Here is a 24863-nt window from a genome sequence, read left to right on the forward strand (position 1 = left end):
GCTCCTATAAAACAGAAGGTGGATTATGTCTGCCAGAGGTATTGCAGGAACCAGGCCAGGTTTGCGTTTCTTGTATTCAATTATAAATGATATTGTATACAAAATGAGGTGGCAGGGTGCTAACAGGAGTCGTGAATGAAACGTGATTTTGGGGTCACAGCCCCGGCGGAATTACAGGAAAAAGAAGCATTTATCTGGCAATCGTTGATGACGGCGATGGTTGAACATCAACTTCCGCCCGGCAGTAAGCTGCCGGAAGAAGCGCTGGCAGAAGTTTTTGGCATCAGCCGCACCGGGATCCGCAAAGTGCTCACGCGCCTCGCAACGGTGCAAATGATCACCATGCTGCCCGGGCGTGGTGCATTTGTTGCCATGCCGGACGTCGAAGAGTCGAAAGCTATCTTCCAGACCCGGGCGGTTATTGAATGCGCCAACCTGCCTCATGTTCTTGAACATATTCAGGCGCCTCACCTCGCCGCGCTGCGCAAAATAACGCAACAAGAAGAGAAAGCGCACCGCGAAGGCGACGGTCCGGCGGCTATCCGCCTCTCGGCCGCATTCCATATTCAGCTCCAGGCTATTTCGGGTAACGCGGTTTTGACGGAGATGGTCACCGGGTTAACGCACCGTTCATCTTTGGTGATCGCCGCCTGGGGCGCTCCGTGGCAGCGTGGCTGCCGCTGCGACGATCATGAAAACCTTATCGATCTGCTGCGCAATAAAGAGCTTGAGCCGCTAACGCTTGCGATGCAGCACCACTTTGAACATATCGTTTCCAGCCTGCATTTTGAGCGCGGCGGTGAAACAACTCCGGACTTCGCACGCCTCTTTGGCACCAGACAGGACTAATCATGCAGCAGCCCATCATTCAAGTGATCAACCCGAATACCAGCGTGGCGATGACCCACACAATTGGCGAGGCGGCCCGCAGCGTGGCCGCGCCGGGCACGAAAATTCTCGCCGTTTGCCCGGAGCAGGGCGTGGAGTCCATTGAAGGGCATTTTGATGAAGCCATCGCAGCTATCGGCGTGCTTGAGCAAATCAAACGGGGTAAAGAGCAGGGCGCAAACGGCCATGTTATTGCCTGCTTTGGCGATCCGGGGCTGCTGGCGGCGCGTGAGCTGGCAAGCGGTCCGGTCATCGGGATTGCCGAGGCGGCCATGCACATGGCAACGCTGGTGGCTACGCGCTTTTCTATCGTGACCACGCTGCCGCGCACCGTAATCATCGCTCGTCATTTATTGCGCCAGTATGGTTTTGAACACCATTGTGCGGCGCTGCACGCCATTGATTTGCCGGTGTTGGCGCTGGAAGACGGCACCGGTCTTGCCCAACGCCTGGTACGCGAGCGCTGCATTCAGGCTAAAAAAGAAGATAACAGCGGAGCCATTGTGCTGGGCTGCGGCGGCATGGCTAACCTGGCGAAAGAGCTGACCGAAGAAATCGGCATCCCGGTTATCGACGGCGTGACGGCTGCGGTCAAAATGGTGGAGTCTCTTATCGCACTCGGCATCGGCACCAGCAAATTCGGCGACCTTGCATACCCTAACCCAAAGCCGCTTTCCGGCTCTTTTTCCCGCCTGAGCTAAGGTTATAGGAGTAAATATGCAGTCCGAAGCTAAACCTAAGCGTTACCCCTTTACCGAAAACTACCCGCGCGATCTCGCGGGGTATGCGGGCAATCCGCCTCATGCGCAGTGGCCCAACGGCGCACGTATCGCGCTTCAGTTTGTGCTCAACTTTGAGGAAGGGGCGGAAAACAACGTCCTGCACGGCGACCCCGGTTCCGAACAATTTCTTTCCGATATCGTCGGGGCGGCCAGCTATCCCGACCGCCATATGTCGATGGACTCGCTCTACGAATACGGCTCCCGCGCCGGGTTCTGGCGTATTCATAATGAGTTTCAGAAACGTGGTCTGAGCCTGACGGTATTTGGCGTGGCTATGGCGCTGGCCCGTAACCCGGAAATCGTCGCCGCCATTAAAGCGGCAGATTACGACGTGGTCAGCCACGGCTGGCGCTGGATCCACTATCAAAATATGGATCCGGCGGCCGAGCGGCAGCACCTGCACCAGGCGATGGAAATCCTTGAAGACTTATTCGGTTCGCGCCCGCTGGGCTGGTACACCGGCCGCGACAGCCCGAACACGCGCAGGCTGGTGGTGGAGCACGGCGGCATTCTCTACGACAGCGACTACTACGGCGATGACCTGCCTTTCTGGAGCAAAGTTACCTGCGAAGACGGCAGCGTAAAACCGCATCTCATCGTGCCCTACACTCTGGATGCCAACGACATGCGTTTCGCCACCGCACAGGGTTTTAACACCGCCGAGCAGTTCTACACCTACCTGAAAGACAGCTTTGACGTGCTGTACGAAGAGGGTGAAACCTCGCCGAAGATGATGTCGATTGGCATGCACTGCCGCCTGCTGGGGCGGCCCGGCCGCTTCCGGGCGCTACAGCGTTTTCTGGACTACGTGCAGCAGCACGAGTGCGTGTGGATTTGCAGAAGACAGGAAATCGCCGAGCATTGGGTGAAGATGCATCCTTTTGCTGGCTAGTGATTTAATTCCCCTCCCGACGTGACGGGAGGAGAAAAACTACCCCATCAAACTTACATGCGCGGCCACAATCTTCCAGCCTGAGGGAAAGCGCACCCAGGTCTGCATCTGGCGGCCGATTTTATCGCTGCCTTCGCGTGTGAACTCGGTGCTGGCCACCGCAAGTTCGTCGCTGAAGGTGGTTATCACGGTGTTTCTCAACTGACGATCCAGCCCCTGTGGCGAGCGGCCGCTGCGGAAGGCGCGGATCTGGTCGATGCCGTAAAGATTCTCCGTCGCGCCAAAGCGTACGGTGCGGGCATCTTCCCAAAATAGCTCGTCCAGCACCGCCACATCGTTGCTTATCAGCGCCTGCTCATAGCGGTAAAAGGCCGCGGTGACTTCATTCAGAATCGCCGGACGGTCAATATTTTCTCGCATCATTTAATCTACCTTCATCTGTAATACACCCTGGCGCTCCAGGTGACGTGCGGCTTGCAGGCAAGTATCTTCTCGCCACGGAGCGGCAATCAACTGCACGCCAATCGGCATACCGCCTGCTGTGGCTAGCGGCACGCTGGCCACCGGGAAACCGAGAAAAGAAATCGGCTGAGTTAAGAGTCCCATACTGGCTTTCACCGGCAGCTCCACGCCGTTGATGTTCATGGTCTGCTGGCCGATAAGCGTGGCGCTGCAAGGTGTGGCCGGGGCGATAAGCAGATCAAATCTGTCGAACAGCGGCAGCGTGCGCTCGAGGAACCAGGCGCGGAAGCGCTGGGCCTGGGTGTACCAGGCGGAAGGCGTCATGGCTCCGGCCAGCAGGCGTTCACGAGAGTTAGGCTCAAAGCGCTCGGGGCTAACGCGCAGGGCAGGAAGATATTGGTTTCCTGCTTCCGCCGCCGTCAGCAGGAAGGCCGAGGAGCGGGCAAGTTCGGCCTCTGGCATAGAAGCCAGCTCCGTAGCCTGAAGCGCTTTGGCTACGCGCAGTACCGCCTCTTTTGCATCGTCATTGCACCAGCGCTCAAAAAAGCCGTCCAGCACCGCACAGCGAAGCGCTGGACGGCTTTCCAGCGTGTCGAAAACGGGCTCAATGTCTCGCCGCGCCTGGAACGGGTCTTTGCCGTCATACCCCTGAAGCACATCGTAAACCGCCGCCACATCTTCCACGCTGCGGGCCATCGGCCCAATATGGTCGAGACTGGCGACAAACGGATGGCTGCCGCCGCGCGACAGGCGGCCAAACGTCGGCTTCAGGCCCACAATTCCGCTAAGCGATGAAGGCACCCGAATGGAGCCGTTAGTGTCGGTGCCGAGGGTGAAATTCACCATGCCCGCCGCGACGGCTGCCGCCGAGCCGCCCGAAGATCCCCCCGCAATACGCGTCAGGTCGAGCGGATTTTTGGTTGCGCCGTAATGGCTATTTTCGGTGGTAAAACCGTAGGCGTAAGCGTCCATATTCAGCGCACCGCCGAGCATGCCGCCCGCCTTTTGCAACCGGGTGATAGCAAATGCATCTTCCTGCGCTGGTGCCTGTTCAGCAAACAGACTCGCGCCGGAAAGTGTCGTCAGGCCTTTAATATCAAAAATGTTTTTAACCGCGTAGGGCACCCCGGCAAGGGCGGGTAGTGTCTCTCCCCGGGCAATAGAGAGGTCCACCGCTGCGGCCTCTTCAAGCAGGCGTGGCTGGGTAATCCCGGTGAAAGCATTAACCTGCGGATTAAGCTCTTCAACCTTCGCCAGCGTCTGCTGAGCAAGCTCGGTGGCCGAGAACGTTTTGTCTTGTAGCCCCTTGCGAATTTGGCGGATGGAAAGTGCGGTCATAATTTATAGACTCCGGCGGCTTCCTGACGGTCGGGCAGAGGGAACGCCATCAGCGGCTCTGCCATCGCGGCAATACGTGCCAGCTGGACCTCCAGTTCCCTGCGGCGCTCGTCGTCCAGCGGAACGGCAAGCAGTTGCTCCATCAGCCCGATATAATCCGGCCAGTTAAACGGTTGGTGCTTCATAACGTCTCCTCAAAAGCCTGCGGCGCTGCCGTTGCTACGTGGATCCCACGCACCTTCAAGCATGCCGTTGGTATGGCGAACAATAGCCCCGGCGTGGCCGACGGCCTCACTGAAAGCGGGCAGGGTTTCCACTTCATGGCCGAGGGCGCGAAGTGCGGCGAAGGTTTCTTCGTTAAAGCGGTTTTCCAGTTTCAGGCTGTCGGATGCCTGGCCCCAGGTTCTGCCCAGCAGCCAGCGCGGGGCGCTTACCGCTTCCTGTAAATCCACCCCCTGAATGACGTGGCGGGTAAAGATGGCGGCCTGGGTCTGCGGCTGGCCGTCGCCGCCCATCGAGCCGTAAACCAGCGTTCTGCCGTCGGCAAGCCGGGCCGCCGCCGGGTTGAGGGTATGGAATGGTTGTTTGCCGGGTGCCAGCGCCAGTAAATGCGCCGGATCGAGGCTGAAAGAGGCGCCTCGGTTTTGCCACAGCACGCCGCTTTTCGGCAGCACCACGCCGCTACCGAACTCGTGATAAATACTTTGAATAAACGACACCGCCAGCCCGTTCCCGTCGATAACGCCCATCCAGACCGTATCTCCCGGCCCTTTGCCTTTACCCCACGGCGCAGCGCTCTGCTCGCTAACCTGCTCTGCAAGCAGATCAAGCGCTTCTGGATCCAGCAGGTTTTGAACCGGGTCTGGTATATGGCGCGGATCGGTAATATGGCGGTCACGCAGGGCAAAGGCTTTTTTGGTCGCCTCCACGATGCGGTGTACGGTTTGCGCCTCACTGGCTTCGGCCATGTGCAGACGATCTGTAATGCCGAGGATAGCCAGCGAGACCAGCCCCTGCGTGGGTGGCGCGAGGTTGAAAATCTCTCCGGCCTGGTGTTCAAGGCGCAGCGGCTTGCCGCGTTTTGCACGATGGTTTGCCAGATCCTCCCCGGTTACCGGGATGCCCAAAGCCGCCAGCTCCTCCGCTATCAGGGTTGCCAGCGGGCCGCGATAAAAACTATCCAGACCTTCTACGGTAAGGCGCGAGAGCGTTTCTGCCAGTTTTGGCTGCGTAAAACGGCTGCCGGTGGCGGGAACCTCCCCGCGCTCAAGGAAGGTTTGCGCGAAGCCGGGAACATCAACCAGCTCGGCGTATTTACTTTGGGTCGCGTTTGCCTGCGAGGCGGTAACCGGAATGCCGTCTGCCGCATAGCGAATAGCATCCGCCAGCAGGCGCGAAAGCGGTATCTGGCCGCCGCCAAGCTCCGCTGAAACTTTTAATGCTTCCGCCCAGCCGCTGAGCGTGCCGGGAACCGTTAATGCAGATTTGCTTCCACGATGAGGAATTGCCGTGTCTCCGGCATAAAAGTCCAGGGTCGCCAGCGAGCCGGCCGCCCCGCTTGCATCGAGGGTGATGGGGTCCCCTTCCGGCGGGACAATCAGCCAGAAGCCGTCGCCGCCGATGCCGTTCATATGGGGGTAAACCACCGTAATAGTTGCGGCTGCGGCGACCATAGCTTCTATGGCATCGCCGCCCTGGCGCAGAACGGCCAGCGCGCTTTCGCTGGCCAGGTGGTGGGGCGCTACCGCCATGCCGCTGGGGGCCATATTGCTTTGCATGTTGTTATTCTCTTGCAGATGTTGCGCTCGGATAGGCAAAGCAGAAGCAAGAGATGTTCCAGGTTGACGAAGATCGTTTCACTGTGTCAGGCTGCGCTGAAACGAAAGTTACAGGAGTCGGAATGAAACAGTTAGATGAGCGTTTGCGGGCCTCATGGGCGCTATTTTCCCCGCAGGAGCAGCGCGTAGCTTCGTTCATTGTCGATCATTTTGACGACCTGATTAGCTATAACAGCGCCGAGCTGGCGCGGCTTTCCGGGGTATCAAAGGCTACCGTAAGCCGCTTGTTTAAACGCCTGGGCTACGAGCGTTATAAAGATATGCGCGACGAGCTACGAACCCTGCGCCAGAGCGGCATGCCGCTGACGGAAAATCGCGATGCGGTGCAGGGCAACACGCTGCTGGCGAGGCACTACAAGCAGGAAATGGCCAATCTGACCAATCTGGTGAATCAGCTGGATTCGGGTCAGTTTGCCGAGGTAGTTAATGCCCTGGTCAGCGGAAAGCGTTTGTTTATCATCGGGATGCGAAATTCATGGCCTGTGGCGATGCACCTCCGCCAGCAGCTGCTGCAAATTCGCAGCGGGGTGTTGCTCCTGCCGCAGCCGGGGCAGACGCTGGCGGAAGAGCTGGTGGATATCGGCCCGGACGATTGCGTGGTTGCCGTGGCATTTCGCCGCAGGCCGCGCATCATCAAGCCTCTGCTCGCCAGTTTGCAGCAGCGCGGTATACCGCTGGTGGTGCTGAGCGAGTCCTCCTCCGGCCTCGCGGCGGATTCCCGCTGGCACCTGAGCGCGCCGCTCGACAGCGTCTCCGCTTTCGACAGCTATAGCAGCGCCATGAGCCTGGTGAATTTACTCGCAAACGCGGTGCTGCATGAGTCATTGACCAGCGGGCGTCAGCGTATCCATAATATCGCAGAATTGTATACAGAGCTGGACGAGCTGGAACAGCGTTAATGCTCCGCCCTGGTGCAGTTGCACGGTCGGGGTGAGCCAGAATGGTTCATCATCCTTACTTCACTCTTTTTTTCCGCGCTGGCCCGACGCATCAGCCGGAAAAAAATTTACCTGCGGCTGGCACATTAGTTGCAAAAGAAACGCATAAGAATCTTTTGTTTCAATCTCAGACTCAAGGAACCGCTATGTTTGATATTCAGCACTTCCCTCAGATCAATCCGCCGCACCGTTTGCTGATGGGCCCGGGCCCGATCAACGCCGATCCGCGAGTATTACGCGCCATGGCGAGCCAGCTTATCGGGCAGTATGACCCGGTGATGACGGGCTATATGAATGAAGTGATGGTGCTGTACCGTGAGCTTTTCCGTACCGAAAACAAATGGACCATGCTGGTAGATGGCACCTCACGCGCCGGTATCGAGGCTATTTTGCTGTCGGCTATTCGCCCCGGAGACAAAGTGCTGGTGCCGGTTTTTGGTCGCTTCGGCCATCTGCTGTGTGAGATTGCCCGCCGCTGCCGCGCCGAAGTACACACTATTGAAGTGCCGTGGGGAGAAGTTTTCAGCCCGCAGCAAATTGAAGATGCCATCAAAAAGGTGAAGCCTCGCCTGCTGCTGACGGTTCAGGGCGATACTTCCACCACCATGCTGCAACCTCTGGCGGAGCTGGGGGAAATTTGCCGTCGCCACGGCGTGCTGTTCTATACCGATGCTACCGCTTCGTTCGGCGGCAACGAGCTGCTAACGGATGCATGGGGGCTGGATGCGGTTTCCGCTGGGCTGCAAAAATGCCTCGGCGGCCCGTCCGGCAGCTCGCCGATAACTCTTAGCCCGCAGATGGAAGAAGTTATCCGCCGTCGTAAATGCGTAGAGGAAGGGATCCGTACCGCCGCGCACCAGGACGGCGACGATGAGATGATCTACTCCAACTATTTCGATCTCGGCATGGTGATGGACTACTGGGGGCCGGAGCGACTTAACCACCACACCGAAGCCACCAGCATGCTGTTTGCCGCCCGGGAATGCGCTCGCATTATTCTGGAAGAAGGGCTCGAAACCGGGATCGCCCGCCACGAACTGCACGGCAGGGCGATGGTCGCGGGTATTAAGGGCATGGGGCTGGAAACCTTCGGCGACTTAAACCACAAAATGAATAACGTGCTGGGCGTGGCTATTCCTTCTCAGGTTCATGGGGAAGAAGTTCGCAAGCTGCTGCTGGAAGACTTCCACATCGAAATCGGCACTTCTTTCGGCCCGCTTCAGGGCAAAATCTGGCGCATCGGCACTATGGGCTATAACGCCCGTAAAGACTGCGTGCTGCAAACGCTTACCGCCCTGGAAGCGGTGCTCAACCGGCTTGGGTTTAAAACCGTGCAGGGCGAAGCGATGCAGGCGGCATGGAACGTTTACGCTCAGGGAGCCAGCTAATGGCCGCCCCTCTGATGGACGCTGAATATGCGTGGGTCGCCGCTCAGCGCGTAATGGACAGGGCAGACAGGCTGGCGACAATTAGCGAAAGCGCCGGGCAACTGACCCGCGTCTATCTCTCCGTTCAGCACTTACAGGCAAATCAACTGGTAGCCAGCTGGATGGAACAGCTCGGCATGACGACCTGGCAGGATGCGGTGGGCAATATTTGCGGGCGCTACGAGGGAAAACGCGAAGGGGCGCAGGCGATTCTGCTGGGTTCCCATCTCGATACGGTTCGCAACGCAGGGCGCTACGACGGTATGCTCGGCGTGCTCTGCGCCCTGGAAGTGGTGGCGTTCCTGCACCAGCACGACATGCAGCTTGAGCAGGCGATAGAAATCGTTGGCTTTGGCGATGAAGAAGGTACTCGGTTTGGCGTGACGCTGCTGGGCAGCCGGGGCGTAACCGGCAGCTGGCCTGAACACTGGCTCCGCTGCGAAGATGCCAACGGCGTGAGCGTGGCGCAGGCGATGACGCTTGCGGGTCTTGATCCGTCGCGCATTGCCAGCGCGGCGCGCCCGGTGGAGGACTTTAGCGCCTATCTGGAGCTGCACATCGAGCAGGGACCGGTGCTGGAACAGGAAAACCTGGCCCTGGGCGTGGTGACGGCCATTAACGGCGCTCGCCGCCTCAACTGCCGCTTTACCGGGCATGCAGGGCACGCGGGGACGGTGCCAATGGCCCTGCGTAAAGATGCGCTGGCCGCCGCCGCCGAGTGGATGCATTACATCGAGTCGGCTACCCGCCAGCACGGCCCGGATTTAGTTGCGACTGTAGGCACGCTGAACTGTGAACCTGGCGCGGTTAACGTTATCCCCGGCGAAGTCCACCTGACGCTGGATATTCGCAGCCCGCATGATAGTTCTCTGGAAAGTTTGCTTAATCAATTGCTGGCCGAAGGGCAGGCTATTGCCGCCAGGCGCGACATGCAGTTTGCGGCACAAACCTATTACGCCATCCCGGCCACGCCCTGCGACAGGCAGCTCCAGAGCAAACTGAGCCAGGCGGTGAGCGAAGTTCAGGGGAGGAGCCTTTTGCTGCCAAGCGGCGCGGGGCATGATGCTATCGCCATTGCCGAACGCTGGCCGAGTGCCATGCTGTTTGTGCGCTGTGAGAAGGGGATCAGCCACCACCCTGCGGAATCCGTCACCGGGCAGGATGTTGCCCAGGCGGTACAGGCCTTTACCCGCGCGGTCGCCCTGCTTGCTGAATAGCAGATAAAGAAAACCCGGCGCTAAAAGCCGGGTCTTATCTCTGTCACGATCCTGGCCGTTAAAGGCTGAACGGATCGGCGTCCTGCCACGCCGGGAATTTCTCCCGATACTCCTGCAACGCCACCAGCGATAAATCCGCATCCAGTCTTGCCGCCTGGTGCGGTTCGCAGCTCGCCATAATTTCGCCCTGAGGGCTGATGATCCGGCTGTCTCCGCGGTAATGATGGCCGTTGCCGTCGGTGCCGACGCGGTTACAGCCCGCGACGTAAGCCTGGTTTTCAATCGCACGCGCCTGCAACAGGCTTTGCCAGTGAAGCGAGCGCGGGGCAGGCCAGTTGGCGACATACAGCGCAAGATCGTAATCGTTGCGGTTGCGTGACCAGACCGGGAAACGCAGGTCATAGCAAACCAGCGGCAGGATCCTCCAGCCGCGCCATTCGATAATCACACGCTCTTCACCAGCCTGGTAATGATGATGTTCGTCGGCCATGCGGAACAGATGGCGCTTATCGTAGAAATGTACTTTGCCGTCCGGCTGCACCAGCAGGAAGCGGTTAACCGGCCCGCGCTCGGTTTGCAACGCGGCGCTCCCGGCTATCATCGCCTGAGTTTGCTGCGCCTTGAACTGCATCCAGTCAATCACCTCTTGCTCTGGCATCGACTGCACGGCGGCTTCCATGGCAAAGCCGGTGGTGAACATCTCCGGCAGAATAATTAAATTACGCCCGTGCACGCCCTCCAGCAGCACATCGAAGTGACGCAGGTTTGCGGCACCGTCCATCCATACCAGCGGTTGTTGCAGAAGGGAAACTTTCAAACCAGACACAAGCGGCAGCCTCTTAGGGGAAGTATTCTTTCACTGTAGCACGACAAATCGCTCTTTTGTTGGCAATAAAAAACCCCGCTTGCGCGGGGTTGATGATTAAGCGGCTTCAACCTTTCTGTGCTTTTCCGGCACCTTCACAGGCTGGGTCGCCAATGCCTCCGGATCAAACTCGTCAACGTTGATGCTGCGCAGGCGGCTGACTTCGGCTTTGGTCAGGATAGCCGCTTCATCGGCGGTTATCTTACCTTCGCTCAGCAACTGCTTCGCCAGCTCATCCAGGCGGGTGAACGGCAAGTTACGCCCCAGCTCTTTGCAGATACGAGCGTGAATCGGCTCGGCTGCCATCACATCCAGCAGAGCCGCTTCCAGCAGGCCCGCCGGGTTATGCTCGCTCGGGGTCAGGTATTGACCACGGCCAATGCGGGAGCGGGTTGCAGACGGCACCTGCATAATCTTCGCCAGCTTGTGGTCCAGGGCGTCAGACGGCGCGCTATAACGGCGGCCCAGCGGGAAGATAACCAGACCCATCACCCCGGCAACAAAGCGGTTCGGGAAGTTGCGCAGCAGGTCGTCAATTGCCTGCTCGGCCTGATGCAGCGCATCCTGCACGCCCCAGTGTACCAGCGGCAGATCCGCCTCATTACGGCCTTCATCTTCATAGCGCTTCAGCACCGCAGAGGCAAGATACAGCTGGCTCAGCACATCACCCAGGCGAGCGGAGATGCGTTCGCGGCGTTTCAGGCTGCCGCCCAGCACTGCCATGGAGACGTCCGACAGCAGCGCGAGGTTGGCGCTCAGGCGGTTCAGGTACTGGTAATAGCGTTTGGTCGCGTCTTTAGCCGGAGTGCTGCTTCCCAGGCCGTTGGTCAGACCCAGCCACAGGCTACGCATCTTGTTGCTGCCGACGTGGCCGATGTGTTTAAACAGCAGTTTGTCGAAGGCGTTAACGTCGTTATTCTGCGCGGCGGCCATCTCTTCCAGCACATAAGGATGGCAGCGAATCGCGCCCTGGCCGAAGATAATCATGCTGCGGGTAAGAATGTTTGCGCCTTCAACGGTGATAGCGATCGGTGCGCCCTGGTAAGCACGGGCCACGAAGTTACCGTCTCCCAGCATGATGCCTTTCCCGCCGACAATATCCATCGCATCGAGAATGGCGCGCTGGCCGCGGTGGGTACAGTGATATTTAACAATCGCCGACAGCACCGCCGGTTTTTCACCGAGCACAATCCCGTAGGTAATTAATGACGCGGCGGCATCCATCACGTAGGCGTTACCGGCGATGCGGGCCAGCGGCTCTTCAATCCCTTCCATTTTACCGATAGAGATTTTGAACTGGCGACGAATATGCGCATAAGCGCCGGTTGCCATTGCAACGGACTTCAGGCCGCCGGTGGCGTTGGACGGCAGGGTAATGCCGCGGCCAACCGACAGGCACTCAACCAGCATACGCCAGCCCTGTCCGGCCATTTTCGGGCCGCCGATAATAAAGTCGATTGGCACGAAGATATCTTTCCCACGGGTTGGGCCGTTCTGGAACGGCACGTTCAGCGGGAAGTGACGTTTGCCGATTTCCACGCCCGGAGTATGGGTTGGAATAAGGGCGCAGGTAATGCCGAGATCTTCCTCGCCGCCCAGCAGACGATCCGGGTCGGAAAGTTTAAACGCCAGGCCAAGCACGGTGGCGATAGGCGCCAGCGTAATGTAGCGCTTGTTCCAGGTGAGGCGCATGCCCAGCACCTGTTCGCCCTGCCATTCGCCCATACAGACTACGCCGCTGTCCGGGATTGCGCCCGCATCGGAACCCGCTTCCGGGCTGGTCAGCGCGAAGCAAGGGATCTCAAGGCCGCGCGCCAGGCGTGGCAGGTAATGATCTTTTTGCTCTTCGGTACCGTAATGTTGCAGCAGTTCCCCCGGCCCTAAGGAGTTTGGCACGCCGACGGTAATCGCCAGGATACCGGAAACGCCGGACAGTTTTTGCAGCACGCGAGCCTGAGCGTAGGCGGAGAATTCAAGACCGCCGTACTCTTTCTTAATGATCATCGCAAAGAAGCGATGCTCTTTCAGGTAGGCCCACAGTTCAGGAGGCAGGTCGGCCAGTTCATGGGTTATCTGGAAGTCATTTGCCATGCGGCAGGCTTCTTCAACCGGGCCATCGATAAAGGCCTGCTCTTCCTCGGTCAGCTTAGGCTGCGGGTAGTTGTGCAGCTTTTCCCAGTCTGGTTTGCCGCGGAACAGATCGCCTTCCCACCAGGTTGTCCCGGCGTCGATAGCTTCTTTTTCGGTGCGCGACATCGGCGGCATCACTTTACGGAAGCCGCGGAACACCGGCGCGGAAATCAGTGATTTACGCAGCGGGGTAAAGACCAGCGGCACCAGGATAACGGCCAGCGGCACCAGCACCCAGTAAGACCAGATATTGGCGGCACCGAGGGCGGCGGTCCAGGCCAGTAAAATCACGCTGGCGAGCAGCAGGTTTGCCTGGTGATAGAACAGCACACCCAGCAGGACGAGAGTAAGAACAATACTTAAAATTAACATAAAGAAAGCTCCCTGGCTTGTAGGAGGTCTGACCACTTGTGATGTATTGGTTGTAGTGGATGTTGCATTTTTTAGCAATGCATTCACAAAATAATTACAACCTCGCTCACATTGTTGCGGCACATAATCGTAAAAGCCCGGCTAAACTCGCGGGGTTGCGCTTCTCGCGCCTGGCGCTATCCGGTACACTGCCGGAGGTGAAATTCAATCAAACCTCAAGGACTTCCTCATGTACCAGGATCTTATTCGTAATGAGTTAAATGAAGCGGCGGAAACGCTGGCTAACTTCCTGAAGGATGAAGCAAATATTCATTCCACCCAGCGCGCAGCCGTGCTGCTGGCGGACAGTTTTAAAGCGGGCGGCAAAGTGCTGTCCTGCGGTAACGGCGGCTCGCACTGCGACGCCATGCACTTCGCTGAAGAGCTGACAGGCCGCTACCGTGAGAACCGCCCTGGCTACCCGGCGATTGCGATTTCCGACGTGAGCCACATATCCTGCGTCAGCAACGACTTCGGTTATGACTACGTGTTCTCCCGCTACGTTGAAGCGGTTGGCCGCGAAGGCGACGTGCTGCTGGGTATCTCTACTTCCGGCAACTCCGGCAACGTCATCAAGGCGATTGAGGCCGCACGTGCTAAAGGCATGAAGGTCATCACGCTGACCGGTAAAGACGGCGGCAAAATGGCGGGAACGGCGGATATCGAAATTCGCGTGCCGCATTTTGGCTATGCGGACCGCATTCAGGAGATCCACATTAAAGTGATCCACATCCTGATTCAGTTAATCGAAAAAGAAATGGTCAAGGCTTAGCCCGAAATCCTTCTGTCCGGCGGGCAGGAGGGTTCGTTGTGGGAGAGATGAGATGTGTGAACTGCTCGGGATGAGTGCCAACGTACCGACGGATATCTGCTTTAGTTTTACCGGTCTGGTGCAGCGCGGCGGCGGAACTGGCCCCCATAAAGACGGCTGGGGCATTACCTTCTATGAAGGCAAAGGCTGCCGCACGTTTAAAGATCCTCAGCCGAGCTTCAACTCGCCCATTGCCCGCCTGGTGCAGGAATACCCGATTAAATCCTGCTCGGTGGTGGCGCACATTCGCCAGGCTAACCGTGGCCAGGTGGCGCTGGAAAACACGCATCCGTTTACCCGCGAACTGTGGGGCCGCAACTGGACTTACGCCCATAACGGGCAGTTGAAAGGATACCGTTCACTTGAGACCGGCAGCTTCCGCCCGATAGGCGAAACGGACAGCGAGCAGGCGTTTTGCTGGCTGCTGCACAAGCTGACCCAGCGCTACCCGCGCACGCCGGGCAATATGGAAGCGGTATTCCGCTACATTACCGAGCTGGCAGGGCAGATGAGAGAGAAGGGCGTGTTTAACATGCTGCTGTCGGACGGGCGCTACGTGATGGCGTTTTGCTCGACTAACCTGTTCTGGATAACGCGTAGAGCACCGTTTGGCGTGGCGAAGCTGTTAGACAGGGATGTGGAAATCGACTTTCAGGAAGAGACCACACCGAACGATGTGGTCACTGTTATTGCTACTCAACCGCTGACGGCGAACGAAACCTGGCACAAGATTGAGCCAGGCAAGTCGGCGTTATTTTGCCTCGGTGAGCTTATAGTTTGAGACCAGCTGTGGCTGCACCGGCGTGGCCACCGCAGGTTTGCTTATCACATAGTTGCCGCTCACTACCGCGACGTTTGGCGGCTGGTGGTTGGCAGCAAAGTAGTCATAGCCCGGTTTCAGGCCTTTCCAGAAGTTGATATAGGTCGAGTATTTGTGGCGTTCCATGTTGGCGTCCGTCATGCGGAACGGGAAAATACTGACCTGCACGCGCGGCTGACCGAAGATCAGAGCGCCGGTCACAAACTGGAAAATCTCATCAATGCCGGAGTCGGTCATGGCGTAGCAGCCAATGGACACGCAGGCACCGTGGATCATCAAGTATTTCCCTTCATAGCCGTGCGAGCGGTCAAATTCGTTCGGGAAGCCGATATTAATCGCTTTATAGAAGCGGCTGTCCGGCTTTAGCTGACTGCGATCAACGCTATAAAAACCTTCGGGACTTTTAAAATCGCCCTGGCGCTGTTTTGGCCCCAGACCGCCTGAATAATTGCAGATGCGGTAGCTGTTGAGCATCTGATATTGCTCGCCCATCTTCACCCACAGTTCAAGGGTGCGCTCTTCTTTAAAGATTTGAATATAAACCGGGGAGCCCATGAGCTGCTGTCTGGTTTCTTTGCCGATGGGGGCGGCGACGCCGCTGCTATTCAGCAGGCTGGCGAAAGAGAAAAACGGCATAGAGAGCATCGCAATCATTAGTGCGATCTTACGCATACTGCTTGATTCCTTGATAAACCTGCAACTAACAGCCAGGACGGCTAAAGGGACCCTAAATCAGAATAATCTGGACAGGATTGCGCTCACATTAGCATCGTGGTTTTTTTTCGCAAGCGGCAGTCTGATGCGTTTACAAATTTTATTGGAATGAACAGGAAAGAGGGGATATTTCCTCATTGCCAAATAAGCTGTATACTTATCCAGTATTGTTTTCCGGGGCGGGTTATTATGCGCAAAATCATTCATGTCGATATGGACTGCTTTTTTGCCGCCGTTGAGATGCGTGATAATCCAGCCCTGCGCGAAGTTCCGCTGGCTATCGGCGGCAGCGCCCAGCGGCGAGGCGTGATAAGCACCGCAAACTACCCCGCGCGCAAGTTTGGCGTGCACAGCGCCATGTCCACGGCGATGGCGCTGAAGCTTTGCCCTCATCTCACCCTGCTGCCGGGCAGATTCGACGCTTATAAAGAAGCCTCAAACCATATTCGCGAAATCTTCTCCCGCTACACCTCGCTGATTGAGCCGTTGTCTCTCGATGAAGCCTATCTGGACGTGACCAACAGCGAGCATTGCCAGGGCTCGGCAACCCTCATCGCCCGTGAAATTCGCCAGGCCATTTCCGACGAGCTGAACCTCACGGCTTCCGCCGGCATCGCGCCGGTCAAGTTTCTGGCCAAAATAGCCTCCGACCTTAATAAGCCGAACGGGCAGTACGTGATTACCCCGGAGCAAGTTCCCGCTTTCCTGGAAACGCTGCCGCTGGGGAAAATCCCCGGCGTCGGCAAGGTAACGGTAGCAAGGCTGGAAGAGATAGGCCTGCGAACCTGTGCGGACGTGCAAAAAGCCGACCTGGCGCTGCTGCTAAAGCGCTTTGGCAAATTTGGTCGCGTGCTTTGGGAGCGCAGCCAGGGGATAGACGAGCGGGAAATCAGCAACGAGCGCCAGAGAAAGTCGGTTGGCGTGGAGCGCACGCTGGCGGAAGACATTCATGAATGGCAGGCGTGCGAGGACATTATCGAACGGCTCTACCCGGAGCTGGAGCGAAGGCTGGCTAAAGAGCGTGCCGACCTGCGCATTGCCCGCCAGGGGGTAAAGCTCAAGTTTAATGACTTCCAGCTCACCACGCAGGAACACGTCTGGCCGGAGCTGAATAAAGAAGACCTGATTGCTACCGCGCGTAAAGCCTGGGAAGAGCGAAGAGGAGGGCGGGGCGTCCGGCTGGTGGGGCTACATGTGACTTTGCTGGACCCGCAGCTGGAAAGGCAGCTGCTGCTGGGGCTGTAAAGATAACCCTCATCCCGGCCTTCTCCCTGGAAGGGAGAAGGGGAAAAGAATGAGGGCAAGGCAGGCAAAGAAAGCCCCCTCTCCCTTGCAGGGGGAAGGAGAAAAGAATGAGGGCAAGGCAGGCAAAGAAAGTCCCCTCTCCCTTGTAGGGAGAGGGTTAGGGTGAGGGTAAAAACTACTTCGCCGGAATAGCTTTCAGCAACTCGGTCAGCAGTTTCCAGTACTGGCCCACGCTTTCAATGTGAACCTGCTCATCCGGAGAGTGAGGCCCGGTGATAGTCGGCCCGATAGAAACCATGTCCATGTCCGGGTACGGTTTTTTGAACAGACCGCATTCCAGACCGGCGTGGATAACCATAATGTTCGGGGTTTTGTTGAACAGCTTCTGGTAGGTTTCACGCACCAGATGCATCACCGGAGAGTTAGCGTCCGGCTGCCAGCCAGGGTAGCTGCCTTTCGCTTCGGTTTTAGCCCCGGCCAGCTGGCCCAGCGCTTCCAGAACGCCAACAACGTGGTCTTTACCTGAGTCGATCAGGGAGCGGATCAGGCAGATGATTTCCGCGCTGTCGTCGCTCATGGTCACTACGCCCGCGTTCAGGGAGGTTTCTACCACGCCTTTTACTTCGTCGGAATTGCGAATAACGCCGTTCGGGGTGGCGTTCAGCAGGCCGAGGAAGTTGGTGCGGCTTTTTGCCGTCAGCGCCTGTTTGTCAGAGCTTACGGGCTCTACCAGCACGGTCAGGTTCTTCTCTACCGCGGCTAGCTCGTTTTTCAGGATAGCGAGATACTCGTTAGCCAGGGACTTCAGCTCGGCCGCTTTAGCAGCAGGCACCGCGAGGGTAGCGAATGCTTCACGCGGAATAGCGTTGCGCAGAGTACCGCCGTTCAGATCCAGCAGGCGTGCGTCCAGCTCTGCTACGTGGGCAAACAGGAAGCGGGCCAGCAGCTTGTTGGCGTTGCCGAGGCCTAGGTGAATATCCCCGCCGGAGTGGCCGCCTTTCAGGCCTTTAATGGTCAGCTTGAAGGTTTCGAACCCGGCAGGAACCGCTTCGCGCTGCAGCGGCAGAGTGGTGATGAAGTCGATGCCGCCTGCGCAGCCCATGTAGATCTCACCTTCTTCTTCGGAGTCGGTGTTGATCAGGATATCCGCCTGCAGCCAGCCAGCCTGAAGGCCGAATGCGCCGTCCATACCGGCTTCTTCGGTCATGGTCAGCAGCACTTCCAGCGGGCCGTGAACCACGCTGTCATCTGCCAGAACCGCCAGGGCAGACGCCATGCCGATGCCGTTGTCCGCGCCCAGAGTGGTGCCGCGAGCTTTGATCCACTCGCCGTCGATGTACGGCTGGATCGGATCTTTGGTGAAGTCGTGAACGGTGTCGTTGTTTTTCTGCGGCACCATGTCGAGGTGTGCCTGGAGAACCACGGCTTTGCGGTTTTCCATTCCGGCGGTAGCCGGTTTACGAATCAGGATGTTGCCAACCTGGTCGCGCTCTACGTGCAGGCCTTTTTCTTTTGCCCAGGACAGGATGTGTTCCGCCAGCTCTTCTTCATGATAGGACGGGTGCGGAATGGAACAGATTTTGGCAAAAATATCCCACAGCGGCTGCGGAGATAGTTGAGACAATTCAGACACGTTGAGTCTCCCTGGAGTCATTTTTTTGGCATACCGGTCACGGTTTTGACCGGGTTCATTTACATCACAAGCTCTGCTTGCGCGATCTTCCGAGAATACCACTTTCTTTTGTTGCGTGAAGGCTGAATACGAGTAAAAACCACTGCCGTTGGCCCGCAACACTGGTTTTTAGTGCGTCAGATCTCTATAATCTCGCGCAACCAAAACCCCTTCGAATACTTTTTAAGCCGTTATTTACAGGCCGGGACACTTCACATGAGCGAAAAATACGTCGTCACCTGGGACATGTTGCAGATTCACGCCCGCAAGCTGGCTCAGCGCCTGCTGCCAGCAGAACAGTGGAAAGGCATTATCGCCGTTAGCCGTGGTGGCCTGGTGCCGGGCGCGCTGCTGGCTCGTGAACTGGGAATTCGCCATGTTGATACCGTTTGTATCTCCAGCTACGACCACGATAACCAGCGTGAGCTGACCGTACTGAAACGTGCGGAAGGTGACGGTGAAGGCTTCATCGTTATTGATGACCTGGTCGACACCGGCGGTACCGCTGTTGCTATCCGTGAAATGTACCCGAAAGCTCACTTTGTCACTATCTTCGCCAAGCCTGCTGGCCAGCCGCTGGTGGACGACTACGTGATTGACATCCCGCAGGACACCTGGATTGAGCAGCCGTGGGATATGGGTGTGGTATTTGTGCCGCCTCTGGCAGGCCGTTAATCCCCCATAAGTTATTTGAGTACCTTTACGCCCGGCTAGCCGGGCGTTTGTGTTATTTAGGCGGCATCAGGGCTACAATAGCGGCGTTTCTCGTATTCATGGAGGCAGTGAAACGATGTCGCAGGCCAATCTAAGCGAAACTCTCTTTAAGCCCAGATTCAAACACCCGGAAACCTCGACGCTGGTGCGCCGCGCCCGGCATACTGCGGCCCCGTCAATCCAGTCCGCGCTGGACGGGAAAAACGTTCCTCACTGGTATCGCATGATCAATCGTCTGATGTGGATTTGGCGAGGCGTTGACCCGCGTGAAATCCTCGAAGTACAGGCGCGCATTGCCTGTACCAAAGCCGAGCGCACCAACGACGACCTGTTTGATACTGTAGTGGGCTACCGCGGTGGAAACTGGATTTACGAATGGTCTAAGCAGGCGATGCTCTGGCAGCAGCGTGCTAACCAGGAAACCGATGAAGAAAAAATCGGTAAATACTGGCTCCAGGCTGCCAATCTTTACAGCATCGCGGCCTACCCGCACCTGAAGGGCGACGTGCTGGCCGAGCAGGCTCAGGTCCTGGCTAACCGCGCCTATGAAGAAGCGGCTCCACGCCTTTCTGGCGGCCTGCGCGAGCTGGAGTTCCCGGTAGAAGGCGGCGGCACCATCAGCGGCTTCCTGCATTTGCCTAAGCAGGGAGAAGGCCCGTTCCCGACGGTATTGATGTGCGGCGGTCTGGACGCTCTGCAAAGCGACTATTACAGCCTGTTTGAGAAATACTTCGCTCCCCAGGGCATTGCGATGCTAACCATCGACATGCCGTCGGTAGGCTTCTCCGCCAAATGGAAGCTGACTCAGGACTCAAGCCTGCTGCACCAGCACGTACTCAGGGCGTTACCCAATATTCCGTGGGTCGACCACACCCGCGTGGCGGCCTTTGGCTTCCGTTTCGGAGCCAACGTGGCGGTACGCCTTGCCTACCTTGAAGCTAACCGCCTTAAAGCCGTGGCCTGCCTTGGACCGGTGGTGCACAGCCTGCTGAGCGACCCGCAGCGCCAGGCCGACGTGCCGGAAATGTACATCGACGTGCTCGCCAGCCGCCTCGGCATGACCAGCATCTCAGACAGCGCACTGAGCGTGGAGCTTAACCGCTACTCGCTCAAAACCCAGGGCCTGCTTGGCCGCCGCTGCCCAACGCCGATGCTTTCCGGTTTTTGGGCCAACGACCCCTTCAGCCCGGAAGAAGAATCGCGTTTAATCGCTTCGTCATCTGCGGACGGCAAATTACTCGAGATCCCGTTCAACCCGGTGTATCGAAACTTTGACAAAGCGCTGCAAGAAATTACCGGATGGATGAAACAAAGATTACGTTAATGATTTGCTAAATCTCAGCGGTTTGCTAAAACAGATGCTTCACAACAGGAGATCGTAATGACGTTACCGAGTGGACACCCGAAAAGTAGACTGATTAGAAAGTTCGCCTCGCTTGGCCCTTATATTCGGGAAGAGCAGTGTGAAGATAACCGCTTCTTCTTCGATTGCTTGGCTGTTTGCGTTAACGTTAAGCCCGCGCCAGAGAAGCGCGAGTTCTGGGGATGGTGGATGGTGCTGGAAGCTCAGGAAAAGCAGTTTACCTACACCTGGCAGTTCGGCCTGTTTGATAAAGACGGCAAATGGACGGCAACCCCGGCGAAGGACAAAGAAGTCGATGAGAAGCTGGAACATACCCTGCGTGGGTTCCACGGGCGCCTGAAGGATTTACTCGCCAGCCTCGAACTTGGGCTGGTGCCCGCCGAGAACTTTGCTGAAAAGAAGCTAAAGCTCTCCGCCTGAAAATAAAAAATCCCCGTTCACCGAACGGGGATTTTTTTTATCTAAAACTTAGAACTGGTAGGTCAGCGCCAGAGCAACGACGTTATCGTTATTCAGCTTCAGCTTGTTGCTATCGCTCAGCTGGTTAATTTTGTAGTCGATGTAGGTAGACATGTTTTTGTTGAAGTAATAGTAAGTCCCGATCTCAATATATTTGGTCAGGTCCGCATCACCAATGCCTTCAATATCTTTCGCTTTGGACTGCACGTAGCCGATGGACGGACGCAGGCCGAAGTCAAACTGGTACTGAGCAACCACTTCAAACGCCTGGTTTTTATTAGCAAAACCAGAAACGTTGCTGGCGGAGTTTGCCAGAGAACCCGGGACGCTGATTGGCGTCATGTTGCGTGTTTCAGCGTAGGTTGTTGCCAGGTAAACGTTGTTTTTGTCGTACTTGATACCGGTGGTCCAGGCTTCGGCTTTAGTGCCCTGGCCGTAAGCGCCGGATTCTTGTTTGTTAGTACGGTCAGAGTTAGCGTATGCGCCGCCTACGGTCAGGCCGGTATCGGCGATGTCATAGGTCAAAGAAGTGCCGAAGCCGTCGCCGTTCTGTTTAGTCACATCGCGGCCGTCGTTCTGGTTTTTGCCCTGGTATTGCAGAGCCAGTTTCAGGCCATCTACCAGACCAAAGAAGTTGTTGTTGCGGTAAGTCGCAACGCCGTTGGTACGGCCGGTCATGAAGTTGTCGGTTCTGGTGTAAGAGTCGTTACCATAATCCGGCATCATATCGGTGAAGGCACCGATGTTGTACAGCACGCCGTAGTTACGGCCGTAGTCGAATGAGCCGTAGTCACCTGCTTTCAGGCCGGCAAACGCCAGACGGGTTTTCGCGGTATTTGGGTCACCTTCAACTTTGTTGGCGGCAACCTGGTATTCCCACTGGCCAAAACCGGTCAGCTGGCTGTTGATCTGAGTTTCGCCTTTGAAGCCCAGACGCGCATAGGTGCCGTCGCCGTCTACTGAGTTGTTGTCGCTCAGATAGTGCTCGGCTTTTACGCGGCCGTAGAGATCCAGTTTGTTACCGTTTTTGTTGTAAACTTCGGCTGCCTGAGACGCGGAAGCCGCAACGATGCCCATTACCACTAATGCCAGTGTGCTCTTTTTCATTTGTTATCCCAAGAATGGTGAAAGCCTGCAAAATTATTCCAGGAGTCGGGCTCCCGCTAAAAACAGGAAGGGTTTTATCGTCCGGAGATTAAAGATTTATGACAATTTAGGAGAAAGATTAAATATTCGTAATAAAGTTTGTATGTCATAAAAATGTAAAATATATCGACTACATTCAGCGATCCTTTCTCCCTTCTTAGCCCTTTTCCCGCACCGCCTGTTGGCAAGCCGCGTGACTCCTGTTACAACGTCATCTGGCTTTTTAATTTCCCCCTTTTCGTAAAAATGGCAGAGAATCATGAGTGACAGCCAGACGCTGGTGGTAAAACTAGGCACCAGCGTATTAACCGGTGGCTCCCGCCGCCTGAACCGCGCCCATATTGTTGAATTGGTTCGCCAGTGTGCTCAGCTGCACGCGGCGGGGCATCGTATTGTTATTGTTACCTCCGGGGCGATTGCCGCCGGACGCGAACATTTGGGTTACCCCGAACTCCCCGCAACCATCGCCTCCAAGCAATTGCTGGCCGCGGTGGGGCAAAGCCGCCTGATCCAGCTCTGGGAACAGCTGTTTTCTATTTACGGCATTCACGTAGGGCAGATGCTGCTGACCCGCGCCGACATGGAAGACCGTGAACGTTTCCTTAATGCCCGCGACACGCTAAGAGCCTTGCTGGACAACAACATTGTGCCGGTCATTAATGAAAACGACGCGGTGGCGACGGCGGAAATCAAAGTAGGCGATAACGACAACCTTTCTGCCCTGGCCGCTATTCTGGCCGGAGCCGACAAACTGCTGCTGCTGACCGACCAGCAGGGGCTGTACACCGCCGACCCGCGTAATAACCCGGAAGCGGAATTGATCAAAGAAGTTCACGGCATAGACGACGCGCTGCGCGCCATCGCCGGGGACAGCGTGTCCGGCCTGGGAACGGGCGGTATGGGCACCAAATTGCAGGCCGCGGACGTTGCCTGCCGCGCGGGCATAGACGTTATCATCGCCGCTGGCAGCAAGCCCGGCGTAATTGGCGACGTGATGGCCGGGACGCCGGTTGGTACACGTTTCCACGCCCAGCAGTCTCCGCTGGAAAACCGTAAACGCTGGATCTTTGGCGCTCCGCCTGCGGGTGAAATCACCGTGGATGACGGCGCGCTGTCTGCCATTCTCGAGCGCGGAAGCTCGCTGCTGCCAAAAGGCATTAAAAGCGTGAGCGGCAATTTCTCTCGCGGGGAAGTGATCCGCATTCGCAGCCTGGAAGGGCGCGACATTGCCCACGGCGTTTGCCGCTACAACAGCGACGCGCTGCGCCGCATCGCCGGGCATCACTCCCAGCAAATTGACGAAATCCTCGGCTATGAATACGGCCCGGTGGCCGTTCATCGCGACGACATGATTGTTAACTAAGGAGCAGGCAATGCTTGAACAAATGGGTAAAGCGGCAAAAGAGGCCTCTTACCAGCTGGCACTGCTCTCCGGACGCGAGAAAAACCGCGTGCTGGAAAAAATTGCCGACTCTCTCGAAGCCCAGGCCGAAGAAATTCTGGCGGCTAACCAGCAGGACGTGGAAGAGGCGCGTAAAAACGGCCTTAGCGAAGCAATGCTCGACCGCCTGCTGCTCACTCCGGCACGCCTGAAAGGCATCGCCGATGACGTGCGCCAGGTCTGTAACCTCGCCGACCCGGTAGGGCAGGTGATTGACGGCGGGCTGCTGGACAGCGGGCTGCGTATTGAACGCCGCCGCGTGCCGCTCGGCGTGGTGGGCGTGATTTATGAAGCGCGCCCGAATGTGACAGTAGACGTAGCTTCTCTGTGCCTGAAAACCGGCAACGCCGCTATTCTGCGCGGCGGGAAAGAAACGTGGCGCACCAATAACGCCACGGTCGCCGTGATCCAGAATGCGCTGGAAGCTTGCGGTCTGCCGAAGGCGGCTGTTCAGGCGATTGAAAATCCGGATCGCGCTCTGGTTAACGAAATGCTGCGCCTCGACCGCTACATCGACATGCTCATCCCACGGGGCGGCGCTGGCCTGCACAAGCTTTGCCGCGAGCAGTCGACTATTCCGGTTATCACCGGCGGGATTGGCGTTTGCCACATCGTGGTGGATGACACCGCAGAGTTTGAACCGGCGCTGAATATCATCGTTAACGCCAAAACCCAGCGCCCGAGCACCTGTAATACGGTGGAAACGCTGCTGGTGCACCAGGCGATTGCGGAGAGCTTCCTGCCTGCGCTTAGCAAGCAGATGGCTGACTCCGGCGTAACGTTACACGCTGACGAAAAATCTCTGTCGATCCTGAAAAACGGCCCGGCGGTAGTAGAAGCGGTGAAAGAGGCGGATTACAACGACGAGTGGCTCTCGCTGCACCTTAATGTGAAAGTGGTTGCCGACCTGGATGACGCCATCGCGCATATTCGCGAGCACGGCACCCAGCACTCCGACGCCATCCTCACCCGCACGCTGCGCAATGCGAACCGCTTTATTAACGAAGTGGACTCCTCTGCCGTGTACGTCAACGCCTCAACCCGCTTCACCGACGGCGGCCAGTTTGGCCTTGGCGCAGAAGTAGCCGTGAGCACCCAGAAGCTACACGCTCGCGGCCCGATGGGGCTTGAAGCCTTAACCACCTACAAGTGGATCGGCTTTGGCGACGATACCATTCGTGCGTAAATAGCCCACGGGTGATGCAAAAACCAGCATGCAGTTTGATAAGTGGTTGACGCATCACCCGATCTTTCTTACCCTTTTACACCGTTACCCGCACGACACCTTTC

The 24863-nt window shown here is 57.3% G+C and carries 23 protein-coding genes; 14 read left to right on the plus strand and 9 right to left on the minus strand.

From position 1 onward, the window contains the following. The first annotated feature begins 135 nt into the window (after nt 1-135). Genes HMPREF0201_RS03115 through puuE form a run of 3 tightly spaced genes read left to right on the plus strand, consistent with a single transcriptional unit; the run spans nt 136 to nt 2562 of the window. A complete protein-coding gene (locus tag HMPREF0201_RS03115; RefSeq protein WP_016535011.1) occupies nt 136-849 on the plus strand; it encodes a GntR family transcriptional regulator in 714 nt (237 codons plus the stop codon). Nucleotides 850-851: 2 nt separating this feature from the next. Next, nucleotides 852-1589: an allantoin racemase gene (hpxA, locus tag HMPREF0201_RS03120; RefSeq protein ID WP_016535012.1), complete on the plus strand. Its 738-nt coding sequence runs from the start codon at nt 852-854 to the stop codon at nt 1587-1589. Between the two features lie 16 nt (nt 1590-1605). After that, entirely contained in the window at nt 1606-2562 is a 957-nt protein-coding gene (gene puuE / locus HMPREF0201_RS03125; RefSeq protein WP_016535013.1) for an allantoinase PuuE, read from the plus strand. Between the two features lie 39 nt (nt 2563-2601). On the opposite strand, the gene hpxZ is transcribed toward puuE, so the two are convergent. Genes hpxZ through HMPREF0201_RS03145 form a run of 4 tightly spaced genes read right to left on the minus strand, consistent with a single transcriptional unit; the run spans nt 2602 to nt 6140 of the window. Then, a complete protein-coding gene (gene hpxZ / locus HMPREF0201_RS03130; protein WP_016535014.1) occupies nt 2602-2985 on the minus strand; it encodes an oxalurate catabolism protein HpxZ in 384 nt (127 codons plus the stop codon). Then, nucleotides 2986-4362 carry an AtzE family amidohydrolase gene (locus HMPREF0201_RS03135; protein ID WP_016535015.1) on the minus strand — a complete coding sequence of 459 codons (1377 nt, stop codon included), beginning with the start codon at nt 4360-4362 and terminating at the stop codon, nt 2986-2988. It lies immediately after the preceding gene. After that, nucleotides 4359-4547 carry an oxalurate catabolism protein HpxX gene (hpxX, locus tag HMPREF0201_RS03140; protein WP_016535016.1) on the minus strand — a complete coding sequence of 63 codons (189 nt, stop codon included), beginning with the start codon at nt 4545-4547 and terminating at the stop codon, nt 4359-4361. The genes HMPREF0201_RS03135 and hpxX overlap by 4 nt, the downstream gene beginning before the upstream one ends. Before the next feature lie 9 nt (nt 4548-4556). After that, nucleotides 4557-6140, minus strand: coding sequence for a gamma-glutamyltransferase family protein (locus tag HMPREF0201_RS03145; protein ID WP_016535017.1), 1584 nt, complete (start codon nt 6138-6140; stop codon nt 4557-4559). A 122-nt stretch (nt 6141-6262) separates the two neighbouring features. On the opposite strand from HMPREF0201_RS03145, the gene HMPREF0201_RS03150 reads away from it, so the two are divergent. The 3 genes from HMPREF0201_RS03150 (at nt 6263) to hpxK (ending at nt 9782) form a co-directional block, all read left to right on the plus strand. Beyond that, nucleotides 6263-7099 carry a MurR/RpiR family transcriptional regulator gene (locus HMPREF0201_RS03150; RefSeq protein ID WP_039897940.1) on the plus strand — a complete coding sequence of 279 codons (837 nt, stop codon included), beginning with the start codon at nt 6263-6265 and terminating at the stop codon, nt 7097-7099. A 185-nt stretch (nt 7100-7284) separates the two neighbouring features. Then, nucleotides 7285-8526: a pyridoxal-phosphate-dependent aminotransferase family protein gene (locus HMPREF0201_RS03155; RefSeq protein WP_039897941.1), complete on the plus strand. Its 1242-nt coding sequence runs from the start codon at nt 7285-7287 to the stop codon at nt 8524-8526. Continuing rightward, complete coding sequence (gene hpxK / locus HMPREF0201_RS03160; RefSeq protein ID WP_016535020.1) at nt 8526-9782, plus strand: allantoate amidohydrolase; 1257 nt, start codon at nt 8526-8528, stop codon at nt 9780-9782. The genes HMPREF0201_RS03155 and hpxK overlap by 1 nt, the downstream gene beginning before the upstream one ends. A gap of 58 nt (nt 9783-9840) precedes the next feature. On the opposite strand, the gene HMPREF0201_RS03165 is transcribed toward hpxK, so the two are convergent. After that, nucleotides 9841-10608 carry an amidohydrolase gene (locus HMPREF0201_RS03165; protein WP_039897943.1) on the minus strand — a complete coding sequence of 256 codons (768 nt, stop codon included), beginning with the start codon at nt 10606-10608 and terminating at the stop codon, nt 9841-9843. 96 nt (nt 10609-10704) lie between these two features. Next, nucleotides 10705-13149: an acyl-CoA dehydrogenase FadE gene (fadE, locus tag HMPREF0201_RS03170; RefSeq protein ID WP_016535022.1), complete on the minus strand. Its 2445-nt coding sequence runs from the start codon at nt 13147-13149 to the stop codon at nt 10705-10707. Between the two features lie 229 nt (nt 13150-13378). On the opposite strand from fadE, the gene lpcA reads away from it, so the two are divergent. Continuing rightward, nucleotides 13379-13960 carry a D-sedoheptulose 7-phosphate isomerase gene (lpcA, locus tag HMPREF0201_RS03175; RefSeq protein ID WP_016535023.1) on the plus strand — a complete coding sequence of 194 codons (582 nt, stop codon included), beginning with the start codon at nt 13379-13381 and terminating at the stop codon, nt 13958-13960. A 52-nt stretch (nt 13961-14012) separates the two neighbouring features. Then, nucleotides 14013-14780: a class II glutamine amidotransferase gene (locus HMPREF0201_RS03180; protein WP_016535024.1), complete on the plus strand. Its 768-nt coding sequence runs from the start codon at nt 14013-14015 to the stop codon at nt 14778-14780. Here HMPREF0201_RS03180 and dpaA read toward each other — a convergent pair. Next, nucleotides 14751-15491: a peptidoglycan meso-diaminopimelic acid protein amidase gene (dpaA, locus tag HMPREF0201_RS03185; protein ID WP_016535025.1), complete on the minus strand. Its 741-nt coding sequence runs from the start codon at nt 15489-15491 to the stop codon at nt 14751-14753. The genes HMPREF0201_RS03180 and dpaA overlap by 30 nt on opposite strands. A 231-nt stretch (nt 15492-15722) precedes the next feature. On the opposite strand from dpaA, the gene dinB reads away from it, so the two are divergent. After that, entirely contained in the window at nt 15723-16778 is a 1056-nt protein-coding gene (gene dinB / locus HMPREF0201_RS03190) for a DNA polymerase IV (protein WP_039897944.1), read from the plus strand. 175 nt (nt 16779-16953) lie between these two features. Here the strand turns inward: dinB and pepD are convergent, their stop codons facing one another. After that, nucleotides 16954-18411 (minus strand): cytosol nonspecific dipeptidase, encoded by a 1458-nt coding sequence (gene pepD, locus HMPREF0201_RS03195; RefSeq protein WP_039897945.1) that lies wholly within the window; start codon nt 18409-18411, stop codon nt 16954-16956. A gap of 255 nt (nt 18412-18666) precedes the next feature. On the opposite strand from pepD, the gene gpt reads away from it, so the two are divergent. The 3 genes from gpt (at nt 18667) to crl (ending at nt 20947) form a co-directional block, all read left to right on the plus strand. After that, a complete protein-coding gene (gene gpt / locus HMPREF0201_RS03200; RefSeq protein ID WP_008457349.1) occupies nt 18667-19125 on the plus strand; it encodes a xanthine phosphoribosyltransferase in 459 nt (152 codons plus the stop codon). Nucleotides 19126-19240: 115 nt separating this feature from the next. Then, nucleotides 19241-20488: an esterase FrsA gene (frsA, locus tag HMPREF0201_RS03205; protein ID WP_016535028.1), complete on the plus strand. Its 1248-nt coding sequence runs from the start codon at nt 19241-19243 to the stop codon at nt 20486-20488. A gap of 57 nt (nt 20489-20545) precedes the next feature. Beyond that, on the plus strand, nt 20546-20947 hold the full coding sequence (gene crl, locus HMPREF0201_RS03210; protein ID WP_016535029.1) for a sigma factor-binding protein Crl: 402 nt from the start codon (nt 20546-20548) through the stop codon (nt 20945-20947). Nucleotides 20948-20995: 48 nt separating this feature from the next. Here the strand turns inward: crl and HMPREF0201_RS03215 are convergent, their stop codons facing one another. Further along, nucleotides 20996-22093, minus strand: coding sequence for a porin (locus HMPREF0201_RS03215; RefSeq protein WP_016535030.1), 1098 nt, complete (start codon nt 22091-22093; stop codon nt 20996-20998). Between the two features lie 298 nt (nt 22094-22391). Between HMPREF0201_RS03215 and proB the strand changes: the two genes are divergently transcribed. Together proB and proA are read left to right on the plus strand one after the other, a co-directional pair. After that, a complete protein-coding gene (proB, locus tag HMPREF0201_RS03220) occupies nt 22392-23495 on the plus strand; it encodes a glutamate 5-kinase (RefSeq protein ID WP_016535032.1) in 1104 nt (367 codons plus the stop codon). Nucleotides 23496-23505: 10 nt separating this feature from the next. Beyond that, entirely contained in the window at nt 23506-24759 is a 1254-nt protein-coding gene (gene proA / locus HMPREF0201_RS03225; RefSeq protein ID WP_016535033.1) for a glutamate-5-semialdehyde dehydrogenase, read from the plus strand. The last annotated feature ends 104 nt before the right edge of the window (nt 24760-24863 follow it).

This window comes from Cedecea davisae DSM 4568, assembly GCF_000412335.2.
Classification (GTDB): Bacteria; Pseudomonadota; Gammaproteobacteria; order Enterobacterales; family Enterobacteriaceae; genus Cedecea; species Cedecea davisae.

What these genes read in the sequence shown, in the direction of transcription:
- HMPREF0201_RS03115 (WP_016535011.1), top strand. Translation starts at nt 136, where the DNA reads ATGAAACGTGATTTTGGGGTCACAGCCCCGGCGGAATTACAGGAAAAA.
- hpxA (WP_016535012.1), top strand. Translation starts at nt 852, where the DNA reads ATGCAGCAGCCCATCATTCAAGTGATCAACCCGAATACCAGCGTGGCG.
- puuE (WP_016535013.1), top strand. Translation starts at nt 1,606, where the DNA reads ATGCAGTCCGAAGCTAAACCTAAGCGTTACCCCTTTACCGAAAACTAC.
- hpxZ (WP_016535014.1), bottom strand. Translation starts at nt 2,985, where the DNA reads ATGATGCGAGAAAATATTGACCGTCCGGCGATTCTGAATGAAGTCACC.
- HMPREF0201_RS03135 (WP_016535015.1), bottom strand. Translation starts at nt 4,362, where the DNA reads ATGACCGCACTTTCCATCCGCCAAATTCGCAAGGGGCTACAAGACAAA.
- hpxX (WP_016535016.1), bottom strand. Translation starts at nt 4,547, where the DNA reads ATGAAGCACCAACCGTTTAACTGGCCGGATTATATCGGGCTGATGGAG.
- HMPREF0201_RS03145 (WP_016535017.1), bottom strand. Translation starts at nt 6,140, where the DNA reads ATGCAAAGCAATATGGCCCCCAGCGGCATGGCGGTAGCGCCCCACCAC.
- HMPREF0201_RS03150 (WP_039897940.1), top strand. Translation starts at nt 6,263, where the DNA reads ATGAAACAGTTAGATGAGCGTTTGCGGGCCTCATGGGCGCTATTTTCC.
- HMPREF0201_RS03155 (WP_039897941.1), top strand. Translation starts at nt 7,285, where the DNA reads ATGTTTGATATTCAGCACTTCCCTCAGATCAATCCGCCGCACCGTTTG.
- hpxK (WP_016535020.1), top strand. Translation starts at nt 8,526, where the DNA reads ATGGCCGCCCCTCTGATGGACGCTGAATATGCGTGGGTCGCCGCTCAG.
- fadE (WP_016535022.1), bottom strand. Translation starts at nt 13,149, where the DNA reads ATGTTAATTTTAAGTATTGTTCTTACTCTCGTCCTGCTGGGTGTGCTG.
- lpcA (WP_016535023.1), top strand. Translation starts at nt 13,379, where the DNA reads ATGTACCAGGATCTTATTCGTAATGAGTTAAATGAAGCGGCGGAAACG.
- HMPREF0201_RS03180 (WP_016535024.1), top strand. Translation starts at nt 14,013, where the DNA reads ATGTGTGAACTGCTCGGGATGAGTGCCAACGTACCGACGGATATCTGC.
- dpaA (WP_016535025.1), bottom strand. Translation starts at nt 15,491, where the DNA reads ATGCGTAAGATCGCACTAATGATTGCGATGCTCTCTATGCCGTTTTTC.
- dinB (WP_039897944.1), top strand. Translation starts at nt 15,723, where the DNA reads ATGCGCAAAATCATTCATGTCGATATGGACTGCTTTTTTGCCGCCGTT.
- gpt (WP_008457349.1), top strand. Translation starts at nt 18,667, where the DNA reads ATGAGCGAAAAATACGTCGTCACCTGGGACATGTTGCAGATTCACGCC.
- frsA (WP_016535028.1), top strand. Translation starts at nt 19,241, where the DNA reads ATGTCGCAGGCCAATCTAAGCGAAACTCTCTTTAAGCCCAGATTCAAA.
- crl (WP_016535029.1), top strand. Translation starts at nt 20,546, where the DNA reads ATGACGTTACCGAGTGGACACCCGAAAAGTAGACTGATTAGAAAGTTC.
- HMPREF0201_RS03215 (WP_016535030.1), bottom strand. Translation starts at nt 22,093, where the DNA reads ATGAAAAAGAGCACACTGGCATTAGTGGTAATGGGCATCGTTGCGGCT.
- proB (WP_016535032.1), top strand. Translation starts at nt 22,392, where the DNA reads ATGAGTGACAGCCAGACGCTGGTGGTAAAACTAGGCACCAGCGTATTA.
- proA (WP_016535033.1), top strand. Translation starts at nt 23,506, where the DNA reads ATGCTTGAACAAATGGGTAAAGCGGCAAAAGAGGCCTCTTACCAGCTG.